This window comes from Streptomyces sp. NPDC005151, from assembly GCF_053599875.1.
In genome coordinates, this window is the sequence record NZ_JBSFYR010000128.1 from 1 (window position 1) to 15,253 (window position 15,253).

2 protein-coding genes are annotated in these 15,253 nt (G+C 71.9%); both read right to left on the bottom strand.

The window, feature by feature from the left end; genetic code table 11:
• Positions 1–8,039, bottom strand: an 8,039-nt coding sequence (locus ACWD6R_RS36615; protein ID WP_451822699.1) for an amino acid adenylation domain-containing protein, incomplete at its 3' end; no start/stop codon positions are given.
• A partial coding sequence (locus ACWD6R_RS36620) for an amino acid adenylation domain-containing protein (protein ID WP_451822700.1) occupies positions 8,039–15,253 on the bottom strand: 7,215 nt, incomplete at its 5' end. The genes ACWD6R_RS36620 and ACWD6R_RS36615, both read right to left, overlap by 1 nt.

Here is a 15,253-nt window from a genome sequence, read left to right on the forward strand (position 1 = left end):
CCACGCGGCAACCGCAGCCCCACCACCGACTCCGCACCTACACCCTGGCCGCGCAGATAGTGCGCCAGCCGATTCGCCGCCGCATCCAACTCCCCGTACGACAACTCCACCCCGCCGACGACCACCGCCACCGCGTCCGGCGCCGTCGCCGCCCACCGCTCAAACAACCCCACAACACCAGACACACCGGCCACATCAGACGCCGTGTCATTCCACTCCACCAACAACCGATCCCGCTCACCCGCATCCAGCACATCCACCGCATGCAGACGAACACCGGGCGCCGCGGTCACGGACTCCAGGACGCGCAGCCACCGCTGGACCATGGCCTCGGCCGAGTGGACGTCGAACAGGTCCGCCGACGCGACCAGCCCGCCGTGCAACCCGGCGGGACGCCCCTGCTCATCGAGCCGCTCGGTCACGATCACATCGAGGTCGAACTTCGCGGAGACGGTGGTCGGTCGATCCGCGGTGGGCAGATCCAGTCCGGCGCGGTCGGTGTTCTGGACGGTGAGCATCACCTGGAACAACGGATGCCGCGCCAACGACCGCGCCGGAGCCAGCTCCTCCACCAGCCGCTCGAACGGCACGTCCTGATGCGCCAACGCCCCCAGACTCGCCTCACGCACCCGCCCCAGCACCTGCCGGAACTCCGGATCACCCGACAGATCCGTCCGGATCACCAACGTATTGACGAAGAACCCGACCAGATCGTCCAAAGCCTCATCCGTACGACCCGCCACCGCCGAACCCACCGGAATGTCCGTACCGGCGCCCACCCGCGACAGCATCACGGCGAGCGCGGCCTGCAACACCATGAACACCGTCACGCCCTCGGCCCGCGCCAGAGCCACCACCCGCTGGTGCACCTCGGTCGGCACCCGTACCGGCACCCGGTGCCCGGCATGGCTCGACACCGCTGAGCGCTGCCGGTCCACCGGCAAGGCCAACTCCTCCGGCGCACCGGCCAGCACCCGCCGCCAGTAGTCGACCTGCGCCGACAGCAGACTCGCCGGATCCGACTCGTCGCCCAGCAACTCCCGCTGCCACAGCGCGTAGTCCGCGTACTGCACCGGCAACGGCTCCCACACCGGAACCTCACCACGCGACCGCGCCTCGTACGCCGCTGACAGATCGCGACTCAGCGGACCCATCGACCAGCCATCGCCCGCGATGTGATGCACCACGATGACCAGGACCTGCTCCTCCGGACCGGCCTCGAACAGCCACGCCCGGACCGGCACCTCCACCGACAGATCGAACGCATACCGCGAGGCGGCCAGTGCAGCATCGGCGAGTTCACCGGACTCCACCCGCGTGACCTGGAGCTCCCAGTCCAGATCCTCGGGGTCCAGAATCCGCTGGTACGGCTCACCGTCCACGGCCGGGAAGACCGTCCGCAGCGACTCGTGCCGGGCGATCACATCACGCAGTGCCGCACCCAACGCCGTGGCGTCCGCGTCGCCGCTCAGCCGGATCGCCGTCGGCAGGTGGTAGAGCGCGTTCGGCCCCTCCAACTGGGCCAGGAACCACAGCCGCCGCTGCGCGAACGACAACGGCACCCGCTCCGGACGCGGCTGCGCGCGCAGTGGCCGCCGGGCCCGCTCGGTGCCGCCTTCGGCGAGCCGCGCCGCCAGCCCGGCCACCGTCGGAGCCTCGAACAGGGTCCGCAGCGAGAGCTCCACGCCCAGCACCGCGCGGATCCGCGACACCAGCCGGACCGCCAGCAGTGAGTGACCGCCCACGTCGAAGAAGCTGACGTCGACTCCCACCGAGTCCAGGCCCAGGATCTGGGCGAAGGCTCCGCACAGCAGTTCCTCCTGGAGCGTGGCCGCGGGGCGGCCCGATCCCTGTGCGTACTCCGGCGCGGGCAGGGCGCGCCGGTCCAGCTTTCCGTTGACCATCACGGGCAGCTCGGGCAGCACCACAATCGCCGCGGGCACCATGTGCTCGGGCAACCGCTGGCCGACGAACCTGCGCAGGGCGGCCGTGTTCACGGCGCTGTCGCCGTCGGCCGCGACCACGTAGGCGACCAGGCGCTTCTCCCCCGAGGGGTCCTCCCGGCCCAGGACCGCGACCTGGACCACATCCGGGTGGGACGCCAGAACCGCCTCGACCTCACCGGGCTCGATCCGGAACCCGCGGACCTTCAGCTGCTCGTCGGCCCGCCCGGCGAACACCAACTGCCCGTCCGGCGTCCACCGCACCAGGTCTCCGGTGCGGTACATCCGCTCCCCGCCGGGCCCGAACGGGCACGCCACGAACCGCTCGCCCGTCAGACCGGGACGGGCCACGTACCCGCGTGCCACGCCGGCGCCGACGATGTACAGGTCACCGACCACACCGACCGGAACCACGTCAAGCAGCTCGTCGAGCACGTACAGGCGCGTGTTGGCGATCGGCCGGCCGAACGGCACCGGACCGGACCGGTCGGGGTCGATCTCGGAACCCGCGACCATGACGGTGGCCTCGGTGGGGCCGTAGATGTTCATCATCCGGCGACCCGGTGACCAGGTGCGGGCCACCCGCTCATCGACCGCCTCGGCCCCGACAAGCAGATTTCCGACTCCCGCGAGATCCTGCGGTTCCATCAGGTTGAGCAGGGACGGCAGCAGGAACGCGACCTGGAGTCCGGGCAGTTCGCCCAGCGTTTTCGGCTGTTCCCGGTGTTCGGCGCCGGCCATCAGCAGTGTGGCGCCGGCGGCGAGCGCGGTGCTCAGCTCGAGCACCGAGGCGTCGAAGCTGAACGACGAGAACTGCAGCATCCCGACCCCGGGGGCCGCGCCCATCACCGGGCCGAACGTCGACGCCAGGTTCGCCAGTGATCCGTGCGTGACGGCTACCCCCTTCGGGGTCCCAGTCGAACCCGAGGTGTAGATCACGTAGGCCAGCGCGGCCGGGTCGATGTCCATCGGGTCGGCGGCCTTCAGGTCGGCGGCCCGGAGGTCGTCCCACCACACCACGTGGGCTCCGGCCAGGCCGTCCGCGAGATCCGCGGTCTCGTCATGGACGGCGAGCACCAGCTGTGCGCCGCTGTCGGCGATCATGAACGCGATGCGGTCGGCGGGCAGCCGAGCGTCGATCGGCAGATACGCCGCGCCCGCCTTCCACACCGCCATGATCGCGACGATCATCCGCGCGCCCCGGGGCAGGCACAGCGCGACGACCGACTCGGCGCCCACGCGCATGCCGCGCAGGTACCCCGCCAGCCGGTCGGCCTCCTCGTCGAGTTCGCGGTAGGACATCGGCACACCGTCGGCCACCACGGCAGCCGTGTCCGGCTCGGCGTCCGCACGCCGCCGGAAGAGTTCGACGATCGTGGACGCCTCGGGCGGTTGCGCGGTGTCGTTCCACTGGTGGAGGATCCGGTCGCGTTCCTGGGTGTTGAGGACGTCGATCGCCGTCACCGGGGCGTCCGGCGTGGCCATGAGCGCGGCGACGGTGTTCTCGATGGCGGTGCGCACCAGCCGTCCGACCGGTTCGGGTTCGATCGGGCCGACCGCCTGTACGGTCACGCTCATTCCGGCGCTGCCGAGGTCGTTGACCGATACGGCCAGCGGGTAGTTGGTCCGCTCCCTGGCGAAGACGCTCCGGATGCCCTCGACCGGCTGCTGCTCCTGGGCGGTTTCCGCCTGGCCGCCGATGTACCGGTAGTTGAACAGGGACGTGAACAGCGGGGTGTCGCCCGCGATTCCGGCGGCCTGCTGCGCCACCGCCAACGGGGCGTGCTCGTGCTCCAGCAGTCCGGCCAGCTGGGTCCGCATGAGCTTGACGGCGGCCCGTATCCCCACCTGACCCGTCCGCATCCGTACCGGGAGGGTGTTGATGTACGGGCCCAGCGCCCGGTCCGAGCCCTGGCCGGCGTTCATCCGGCCGAACAGCACGGTCCCGAACACCACGTCGTCGTGCCCCGACAGCACCGTCAGCACACGCGCCCACACCACGTGCAGGACGGTTGCCGGGCTGACGCCCAGGTCCCGCGCCGCCTGCCGCAGCCGCGCGACCAGGTCATCGGGTATCGGGACCACGCCGGAGACGGCTTCGGTGCCGTCTCCCCGCACGTCCATCACACCGTAGGGCGCCGTCGTCTCGGTCACGTCACCCAGCAGCTCGGCGAAGAACCGCTCGTGCTCGGCCCTGGGCACTCTCCGGGTCTGCGCGACGAAGTCACGGAACGGCAGCGCGGGTTCCAGCTGGTCCAACTGGTCCAGCTGGTCCGTCTCGCCGGACAGCACCGCACGCAGCTCTCGCAGCAGGACGTCCATGCCCAGGTGGTCCTGGACCATGTGGTGCATGCGCACCACGCCCAGCAGCCGGTCGTCCGCCGGCTGGGCCACGTGGAGGTCCATCAGCGGCGCGCGTTCCAGGTCCATGACCGCTCCGACCGCCGCCACCAGGGCGTCCACCGCGGCTGCGGGATCGGACGAGTCGACGTCGAGGACGTGCTCGACCACGGGCAGTTCGGCGCGCCGCCACACCACCTGGACCGGCTCGCCCAGCCCTTGCCACACCACCGCGGTGCGGTAGATGTCGTGCCGGTCCACGATGTGCTGCAGCGCCCGGGCGAACTCGTTCAGGCGGTCCCGCGAGCCGAACTCCACCACCCGCATGGTGACGTAGGCGTCCGTCGCTGTCTCGGCCAGCAGGTGATGGAAGAGCAGGCCTTCCTGGAGCGGCGCCAGCGGATACACGTCCGCCACGTTCGCCGCCCCGCCGTCGACCGTCGCGACGACTCGGTCGATCTCGGCCTGCGACAGCTCCACCAGCGTGAGCATGTCGGGGGTGATCTGCCGGGCGTCGGCCGGGATCAGGTTCTCCGGTACGTCCACCGGCTCGACGCCGACCGTCCGGGCCAGCCCGGCGGGGGTCGGTGCCTCGAAGAACGCCCGCACGGACACCGACACGCCCCGGGCCCGCAGGCGCTCGACCAGCGACACCACCAGCAGCGAGTGGCCGCCCAGCCGGAAGAAGTTGTCGTCGGCACCGACCGAGTCGACGCCGAGGATGTCGGCGAACACCTCGCACAGGATCTCTTCCTGCACCGACGCCGGCCCCCGGCCGGCGCCCGCCCCGGCCGCGTAGTCAGGAGCGGGCAGTGCCTTACGGTCGAGCTTGCCGTTGACGGTGACCGGCAGCTCCGGCAGCTCGACGACGGCGGCAGGCACCATGTAGTCGGGCAACCGCTGCGCCACGAACTCCGGCAGGGCGTCGAGGTCGGCGCCGTCGTCGGCGGGTACGACATAGGCCACCAGTCGCCGGTCGCCGGGGGTGTCCTCGCGCGCCACCACCGCGGCCTGGCGGATCTGCGGGTGTGCCCGCAGGACGGCCTCGATCTCGCCCGGCTCGATCCGGAACCCGCGCACCTTGACCTGCTCGTCGGCCCGCCCGACGAACACCAGCTGCCCGTCCGGCGTCCACTTCACCAGGTCCCCGGTGCGGTACATCCGCTCGCCGCCGGTCCCGTACGGGCACGCCACGAACCGCTCACCGGTCAACGACGGACGGCCGACATACCCGCGCGCGAGCCCGGCACCGGCGACGTAGAGCTCTCCCGCCACCCCCACCGGGACCGGGTTGAGCCCCTCATCGAGTACGTACAGGCGGGCGTTGGCGATCGGCGTACCGATGGACGGCACATCACCGGCAAACAGCGGCGCCGACATCGACGCACACACCGTGATCTCCGTCGGGCCGTACGCGTTGATCAGGCGACGGCCCGGGGCCCACCGCTCGACCAGTCCGGCGTCCATGGCCTCGCCCGCGGACACCAGGGTCCGTACCGACGCCAGATCGTCGGCGTCCAGCGCCCCCAGCACCACCGGCGGCAGGGTCGCATGCGTCACGTCATGCCGCGCCAGCAGCTCTACGAGCCCGCCGCCGCCGGGCACCAGTTCGGCGGCCGGGGCGACGACCAGCGCGGCACCGGAGCACCAGGCCATCAGCAGCTCGGAGGTGGCCGCGTCGAAGGCGATCGACGCGAACTGCAGCACGCGCGAGTCGCCTTCCACCGCGAACCGCTCGATCTGGGCGACCGCCAGGTTCACCGCGGCGCCATGGGTCAGCGCCACGCCCTTCGGCGTGCCCGTGGACCCGGACGTGTAGATGACGTATGCCAGCCCCGCGGGGTCGATCGCCGCCTCGGGCGCGCTGTCGGGCATGGCCGCGACCTCGGCCCGGACCTGCTGGTCGTCCAGCCAGACCGTCGGCACACCCGCGAACGCGTCAGCCAGCGCCCCGGCCTCCGCGGCACTCGCCAGCACCACCCGCGCGCCACTGTCGGAGACCATGAACCCGACCCGTTCCGCGGGGTGCCGCGAGTCCAGCGCCACGTACGCCGCACCCGCCCTCCACACCCCCAGGATCGCTGTCACCAGCTCCGCGCCGCGCGGCAGGCACAGGCCCACCACCGACTCGGCGGCCACCCCCGTGCCGCGCAGGTAGTGCGCGATCCGGTTCGCCGCCGCGTCCAGCTCCCGGTACGACAGCTCGACGCCGTCGCCCAGCACAGCCGCCGCCTCCGGGGCCGCGGCCACCTGCTGGCCGAACAGCTCCACAGCGGAGGCGTGCGTGATCCCGACCGCCGAGTCGTTCCAGCCGTTCACCAGCAGATCGCGCTCGTCGGCGCCGAGGATGTCCACGGCGGTCAGCCGTACGTCCGGCGTCGCGCCGGCCGCTTCCAGCATCCGCGTCCACCGCTCGGCGATCGCCTCGACCGAACCGCGGTCGAACAGGTCCACCGACCCGGTCACCGAACCGCGCAGTCCCGCGGGCCGCCCCTCCTCGTCGAAGAGCTCCCCCACCACCACATCGAGGTCGAACTTGACCGGGACCATGGTCGGTTCGCCCGCGGCCCTCGCGCCGCCGCCCGCGCGGACGTCGGACAGTTCCAGTGCCGAGCGCGGGGTGTTCTGGACGGTCAGCGAGACCTGGAAGAGCGGATTGCGGCTCAGCGACCGGGAAGGGGCGAGCTCCTCCACCAACCGCTCGAACGGCACGTCATGGTGTTCCAGCGCGTCCAGGCCCGCGTCGCGCACCCGGCCCAGCACCTGCCGGAAATTCGGATCGCCCGAGAGGTCCGTCCGGATCACCAGCGTGTTGACGAAGAATCCGATCAGGTCGTTCAGCGCCTCGTCGGTACGACCCGCGACCACCGAGCCGATCGGGATGTCGGTCCCCGCCCCGAGCCGCGACAGCGTCATGGCCAGCACGGCCTGCAGCACCATGAACGAGGTGGCGCCCTCTGCCAGGGCCAGGTCCCGCAGCCGCTGGTGGACCTCGGCCGATACGCGCAGCGGCACCCGGTGTCCGCGGTGGCCGGCGACCGCCGGGCGCAGCCGGTCGGTCGGCAGCGCCAGCTCCTCCGGTGCTCCGGCCAACGTCCGCCGCCAGTAGTCCACCTGCACCGACAGCAGGCTCGCCGGATCAGAGATCTCCCCCAGCATTTCCCGCTGCCACAACGTGTAGTCGGCGTACTGCACGGGCAGCGGCTCCCAGTCCGGGGCCTCCCCGCGCAGCCGTGCCTCGTACGCCGTCGAAACGTCGCGGGCGAGCGGCCCCATCGACCAGCCGTCACCGGCGATGTGATGGACCAGGAGGACCAGCAGGCTGCCGTCGGCTTCTCCCGGTGCGTCGGCTTCGCGCTGTCCGTCTGCTTCGCCCGGTCCGGCCGCTGCCGGCTCCTGGGGGTCGGTCAGGAACAGCCAGGCGCGAATCGGCACTTCGGCGGCCAGGTCGAAGGTGGACCAGGCGGCCTGTTCCGCCGTCGAGGCCAGTTCGTCCGAGGGGACGTGGCGCACCGCCAGCTCCCAGTCCAGCTCTTCCGGAGCGAGGATGTGCTGGTACGGGGCACCGTCCGCGACCCTGATGAGCGTACGCAGCGACTCATGGCGGACGATCACCTCCCGCAGCGCCGCGTTCAGCGCCTCGACGTCCAGGTTCCCGGTGAGCGTGATCACCAGCGGAAGGTTGTAGGTCGCGCTCGGGCCCTCCAGCTGACTGAGGAACCACAGCCGCTGCTGCGCGAATGACAACGGAATCATTACTGATTCTCCTTACGCATCGGACGTAGCGCCGGTCGAGCCGACTTGGCGGTGCCCAATTTTTCGGCGAGCAGCGCCGGGGTCGGCGACTCGAAGAGGGTGCGGATCTTCACTTCCACGCCGAGCCTGGCCCGGATGCGGGAGAGCAGCCGGATCGCGAGCAGGGAGTGCCCGCCCAGCTCGAAGAAGCTGTCGTCCACCCGGACCGCGGCCAGGTCGAGCACCTCTGCGAACACCTCGCACAGGACCGCTTCCCGCTCGTTGGCGGGCTCACGGTGAATCGCCTCGACTGCTGCGTACTCGGGTGGGGGCAGGGCCTTGCGGTTGAGCTTTCCGCTGACGGTCAGCGGGAGTTCGGGGAGCGGGACGATGGCGGCGGGCACCATGTACTCCGGCAACAACCGGGAGAGGTGCTGCCGAAGCCCACTGTCGGTGTCGGTGTCGAGTTCGGTGGGGACGATGTAGGCGACCAGGCGCTGGTCACCCGGCACGTCCTCCCGGGCGATCACCGCGGCCTGGGCGACGCCCGGATGGGTACGCAGCGCCGTCTCGACCTCGCCGGGTTCGACGCGGAACCCGCGGATCTTGACCTGCTCGTCGGCGCGGCCCATGAACACCAACTGGCCGTCGGGCCGCCATTTGACCAGGTCGCCGGTCCGGTACATCCGCTCACCAGCAGCGGAGCCGAACGGGCAGGCCACGAAGCGCTGTCCGGTCAGCCCGGGCCTGCCCACGTAGCCGCGGGCCACCTGAGCGCCCGCGGCGTACAGTTCACCGACCACGCCGACCGGTACCGGCGCGAGCGCGTCGTCCAGCACGTACACCTGGGTGCCGTCGAGCGGTGTGCCGATGGCCACCGTGCCGCCGGCGACCGTCTCGGCAGTCAGCGGGGCGGTGGTGATCCCGATCGTGGTCTCCGTCGGCCCGTAGTGGTTGTGGACTTGCTGGTCGCCGGCCGCGGCCCGCAGCAGTTCGCCGACCCACGCGGCCGGGGCCGCCTCGCCGCCGAGCACCAGCGACCGGCCCGGGAGGACGCGTCCAACACCCGCCGCGGCAGCGAGTGCCGCCAGGTGCGAGGGCACCGCCTTGACGAAGTCGATGCGGTGCCCGTCCAGGTAGGCCGCGACCGCGTCTGCGTCCGTCACCACGGCCTCGTCCAGGACGTGCAGCTGACCGCCGGTGACCAGGCTGACGAACACGACCGTGTTGCCCAGGTCCGTCACCTGCGGCTGCAGCAGCGCGTACCGCGCGTCCGTCCCGGACCATCCGAGCCGGGCCGACGCCGACTCCACGTAGCGGGCCAGCCCGCCATGGGTGGCCGCCACACCCTTCGGCGTGCCCGTCGAGCCCGACGTGTAGATCACGTACGCCAGCCCCGCGGGGTGGGACGCCACCGGCGGTGCGGTCTCGGGGTACCCGGCCGCCTGCCGCTCGTCGTCCAGCGACACGATCGGCACACCGGCCAGGGCGCCGGTCGGTTCCCCGACCAGTTCCCCGGCCAGTTCTCCCGCCGCCGTCCCGGCGGTCAGCACAAGGCGCGCTCGGCTGTCGGCGAGCATGAAGGCGATCCGCTCGGCCGGCAGCTGGGCGTCGATCGGCAGGTAGGCCGCTCCGGCCTTCCAGACCGCGAGGATCGCCGTAGTGGTCTCAAGACCGCGGGGCAGGCACAGCCCGACCACGGTCTCGGGACCGGCTCCCAGGGCGCGCAGCCGATGGGCGAGCCGGTTCGCGTCCGCGTCCAGGCGCTCGTAGGACACCTCGGCGCCGCCGGCCACTACGGCGATCGCATCCGGGGCCGACATCGCCCGGCTCCGGAACGTCTCGGCGACCGACTGCTCCGGCGGCGCCTTCGCGGTGCCGTTCCAGCCATGCAGCACCAGATCCCGCTCGTGCCCGTCCAGGACGTCCACCGCGTGCAGCCGCAGGTCCGGAGTCGCGGTGACGGCCTCCAGCACCCGCAGGAACCACCCGGCCATCCGATCCGCGGCCGGTGCGTCGAACAGGTCGGCCGTGACGGTCACCGCGCCGCGCAGTCCGGCGGGACGGCCGTGCTCGTCGAACACCTCCCCGACCGACACGAAGAAGTCGTATCGGCCCGGCGTCACGGCGGACTCGTCGAGGGCGGACGCCGCGCCACCCGTACGCAGGCCCGGCAGGTCCAAGGCCGCGCGCTCGTTGTTCTGCAGGGTCAGCATCACCTGGAACAAGGGATGCCGGCCCAGCTTCCGGGAGGGGGCGAGCTCTTCCACCAGCCGCTCGAACGGCACGTCGTGGTGAGCGAGCGCGCCGAGGCCGGCCTCGCGCACCCGGCCCAGCAGCTGCCGGAACTCCGGGTCGCCGGACAGGTCGGTCCTGATCACCAGCGTGTTGAGGAAGAATCCGACCAGGTCGTCCAGCGCCTCGTCCGTACGGCCCGCGACCGGCGACCCGATCGGAATGTCGTCACCGGCCCCCAGCCGGGACAGGGTCACGGCCAGCGCGGCCTGCAACACCATGAACGTCGTCACGCCTTCTGCGCGGGCGAGATCGACCAGCCGCCGGTGGACTTCGCCCGGCACCTCCAGGGGCACGCGGTGCGCGCGGTGGCCGGCGACCGCCGGGCGCGGCCGGTCGGTCGGCAAGGCCAGCTCTTCCGGTGCTCCGGCCAGTGTCCGCCGCCAGTAGCCGACCTGCGCCGACAGCAGACTGCCGGGATCGGACTCCTCGCCCAGCACGTCCCGCTGCCAGAGGGTGAAGTCGGCGTACTGCACCGGCAGCGGCTGCCAGCCCGGGGCCTCGCCGCGCAGCCGTGCCTCGTACGCCGTCGACAGATCGCGTCCCAGCGGCGCCATCGACCAGCCGTCGCCGGCGATGTGATGGACCAGCAGCACGAGAAGGCGCTCGTCCGGCCCGGTCTCGAACAGCCAGGCCCGGATCGGTATCTCGGCCGACAGGTCGAAGGTGTGGCGCGTGGCGTTCCCCACCGCCTCGGTCAGGTCCGCGGCCGCCACCTGCGTCACCTGGAGTTCCCAGTCCAGGTCGTGGGGGTCCAGGATCCGCTGGTACGGCTCGCCGTCCACCGCCGGGAACACCGTCCGCAAGGACTCGTGGCGTCCGATCACATCGCGCAGCGCGGCGTTCAGCGCGGCGATGTCGACCTCGCCGTTCAAGCGGATCGGAACCGGGATGTTGTACGTCGGGCTCGGCCCCTCCATTTGATCCACGAACCACAGCCGCCGCTGCGCGAACGACAACGGCACCCGCTCCGGCCGTACGGTCACCCGCAGCGGCCGGCGCGCCCCGCCGGTCGCGGCGCCGGCGACGCGTGCGGCCAACCCGGCCACCGTGGGCGCCTCGAACAGCACCCGGAGCGGCACTTCCACGCCGAGCACGGCCCGGATCCGCGACACCAGCCGTACCGCGAGCAGCGAATGCCCGCCCAGCTCGAAGAAGCTGTCATCGACGCCGACCGCCGGCACCCCGAGCACCTGCGCGAAGGCCGCGCAGAGGATCTCCTCCTGGGCCGTGGCCGGGCCCCGTCCCTCGCCCGCCGAGTAGCCCGGCGCGGGCAGCGCGCGGCGATCCAGCTTCCCGTTCGCCGTCAACGGCAGTTCGGCGAGCGTGACCACCGCGGCCGGCACCATGTAGTCGGGCAGCCAGCGCGCCACGAACTCGCGCACACCGGCGGAGTCGTGGCCGGAGTCGCCAGCCTCGTCGCGGGCCTCCGGGGGTACGACGTAGGCCACCAGCCGCTTGTCGCCGGGGACGTCCTCCCGTACGACCACCGCTGCCCGCGCCACCGTGGGATGCCTCAGCAGCGCGGTTTCGATTTCACCGAGTTCGATCCGGAAGCCGCGGAGCTTCACCTGCTCGTCCACGCGGCCGACGAACACCAGCTGCCCGTCCGCTGTCCACCGCACCAGGTCCCCGGTGCGGTACATCCGCGCACCCGGGCCGGAGCCGGAGCCGGTCCCGTACGGGCAGGCCACGAACCGCTCCGCGGTCAGCGCCGGATTGTGCAGATAGCCGCGAGCCAGTCCGTGACCGGCGATGTACAACTCCCCGGTCACGCCCACCGGCACCGGGGCGAGCCCGCCGTCCAGCACGAAGACCTGGGTGTTGGCGATCGGCCGCCCGACCGGCGGCGCCGCCGCGTTCCCGGCGTCCACCGGAGCCGAGGTCGACCAGATCGTGGTCTCCGTCGGCCCGTAGACATTGAGCGCCTCTCCGGCCGCCCGGACCAGCCCGGACGCGAGATCGGCCGGAAGCGCCTCGCCACCGACCAGAATCCGTACCCCGGCCAGCTCCGCGTCGCCCTCGGCCAGGACGGACCGCCACAGGCTCGGCGTGGCCTGGATGACGCTCACTCCGGTGTCGCGCACCAACCTGGCCAGGGCGACCCGGTCGTAGACGAGGTCCTTGCCCGCCAGCACCACGGTGGCGCCCTGAACGAGCGGCAGGAACAGCTCCAGGCCGGCGATGTCGAACCCGACCGTGGTCACCGCCAGCAGCCGGTCCCCGGCCCGGACGCCGACCTGCTCCTGCATCCCGGCCAGCAGGTTCACCAGTGCCGGCCGCGGGATGACCACACCCTTGGGGGTCCCGGTGGAACCGGACGTGAAGATCACGTACATCGGATGCGCGTCCGCCACCGGCACCAGCCGGTCCGCGTCGGTCACCTCCGCCGCCGAGCACTCCGCGATCGCGACGGCGGTGCCGGGATCGTCCAGCAGCACCCTCGTACCGGCGGACGGCAGCGACCCGGACAAGCCCGTGGAGGTCACCACCGCGACGGGCGCGGCCTCGGAGACCATGTACGCGAGCCGCTCGGCCGGATAGTCCGTGTCGATGGGCAGGTAGGCCGCGCCCGACTTGGCCACCGCCAGCAGTGCCACCAGCAGATCCACCGAACGCGGCAACGCCACGGCGACGAACCGTTCCGGCGCTGCTCCCCGCGCTATCAGCCACCGGGCCAGCCGGTTCGCCCGGACGTTCAGCTCCCGGTACGACAGCTCCGTGCCGTCGGCGACCACCGCGACCGCGTCCGGCGCCGTCGCCGCCCACCGCGCGAACGACTCCGCCACGCCCAGGTCGGGCAGCGGCGACGCGGTGTCGTTCCACGTGTTGAGCACCAGATCCCGGTCCTCGGCGTCCAGCACATCCACCGCGTGCAGGCGGACGTCGGGGGCCGCGGTCACGCCGTCCAGCACGCGCGTGAACCACTCGGCGATCCTGGCGACGGTCGGCGGCTCGAACAGGTCGGCCGAGGCGTTCACCCCGCCGCGCAGCCCGGCTGGCCGCCCCTGGTCGTCGAACGCCTCCGCCAACGTCACGTCGAGATCGAACCTCGCCACCGATGCGGACGCCGATGCCGTCTCTGTCTGAGTCTGCGTCTGCGTCGCCGTCTCCGTCCCGTCAGGCCGGGCGGTGCCGGACTCGACAGCGGAGAGCCGCGCCGCGGTCCGCTCGTTGTTCTGCAGCGTCAGCATCACCTGGAACAGCGGATGCCGCGCCAATGACCGCTCGGGGGCCAGTTCCTCCACCAGCCGCTCGAACGGGACGTCCTGATGCGCGAACGCCTCCAGGGTCATCTCACGGACCCGCGCCAGGACCGTCCCGAACTCGGGATCGCCGGACAGGTCGGTCCGGATGACCAGCGTGTTGACGAAGAACCCGACCAGGTCGTCCAGCGCCTCGTCCGTACGACCCGCCACCGCCGAGCCGATCGGCACGTCGGTTCCCGCGCCGAGGCGCGACAAGGTCACCGCCAGGGCGGCCTGCACCACCATGAACACCGTCAGACCCTCGGCCCGGGCCAGGTCCACCACCCGCTGATGCACCGCAGCCGGCAGGTTCAGCGGCACCCGATGCCCGCGATGGCTCGCCACCGCAGGGCGCGGCCGGTCGGCCGGCAACGCCAGCTCTTCCGGTGCCCCGGCCAGCGTGCGCCGCCAGTACGACGTCTGCGTCGACAGGAGGCTGTCCGGGTCGGATTCGTCGCCCAGCAACTCCCGCTGCCACAGCGTGTAGTCGGCGTACTGGACCGGCAGCGGCTCCCAACCCGGAGCCCGGTCCTGAAGCCGCGCCTCGTACGCGGCCGACAGGTCCCGGCCGAACGGACCGCGCGACCAGCCATCAGTGGCGATGTGATGCACCACGACGACCAGCACCCGGTTGTCCGGTCCCGACTCGAACAGCCGTGCCCGGATGGGCAGTTCGGCCGACAGGTCGAAGGCGTACCGCGACGCCTCCCGTACGGCCTCGGGCAGTTCGCCGGACGGTACCTGGGTCACCTGAAGGGCCCAGTCCAGGTCATGGGGGTCGAGGATGTGCTGGTACGGCTCGCCGTCCACGGCCGGGAACGTCGTACGAAGCGACTCGTGGCGAGCGATCACGTCGCGGAGCGCCGCGCCCAGCACGTCGACGTCCACGTCACCGCTCAAGCGGATCGTCGTCGGCAGGTTGTACGTCGGGCTCGGCCCCTCCAACTGGGCCAGGAACCACAGCCGCCGCTGCGCGAACGACAACGGCACTCGCTCCGGACGTACGGCCGCCCGCAGCGGCAGCCGCGCCCGATCGGTCCCGGCGCCGGCGATGCGCGCCGCCAACCCGGCCACCGTGGGCGCCTCGAACAGCACCCGAAGCGGCACCTCCACACCGAGCACGGCCCGGATCCGCGACACCAGCCGCACCGCCAGCAGCGAGTGACCGCCCAGCTCGAAGAAGCCGGCATCGACCCCGACCTCCGGGATCCCCAGCACCTGCGCGAAGGCCGCGCACAGGAGCTCTTCCTGCGGGGTGGCCGGAGCCCTTCCCACCTCTGCCGTGTAGTGGGGCGCGGGCAGCGCCTTGCGGTCCAGCTTCCCGTTCGTCGTCAGGGGCAGTTCCGGCAGCGCCACGACGACGGCCGGGACCATGTACTCCGGCAACCGCCGCGCCACGAAGTCCCGCAGCGCACCAGTGTCGGTGTCGGTGTCGGCATCGGCGGGGACCACGTAGGCGATCAGCCGCTTGTCGCCGGGTGTGTCCTCGCGGGCGATCACCACGGCCTGGGCCACCTCCGGGTGCGCCCGCAGTACGGTCTCGATCTCGCCGGGTTCGATCCGGAAGCCGCGCACCTTGACCTGCTCATCGGCCCGTCCGGCGAACACCAACTGACCGTCCGGCGCCCACTTCACCAAGTCCCCGGTGCGATACATCCGCTCGCCGCCGGAGCTGGACCCGTACGGGCAGGC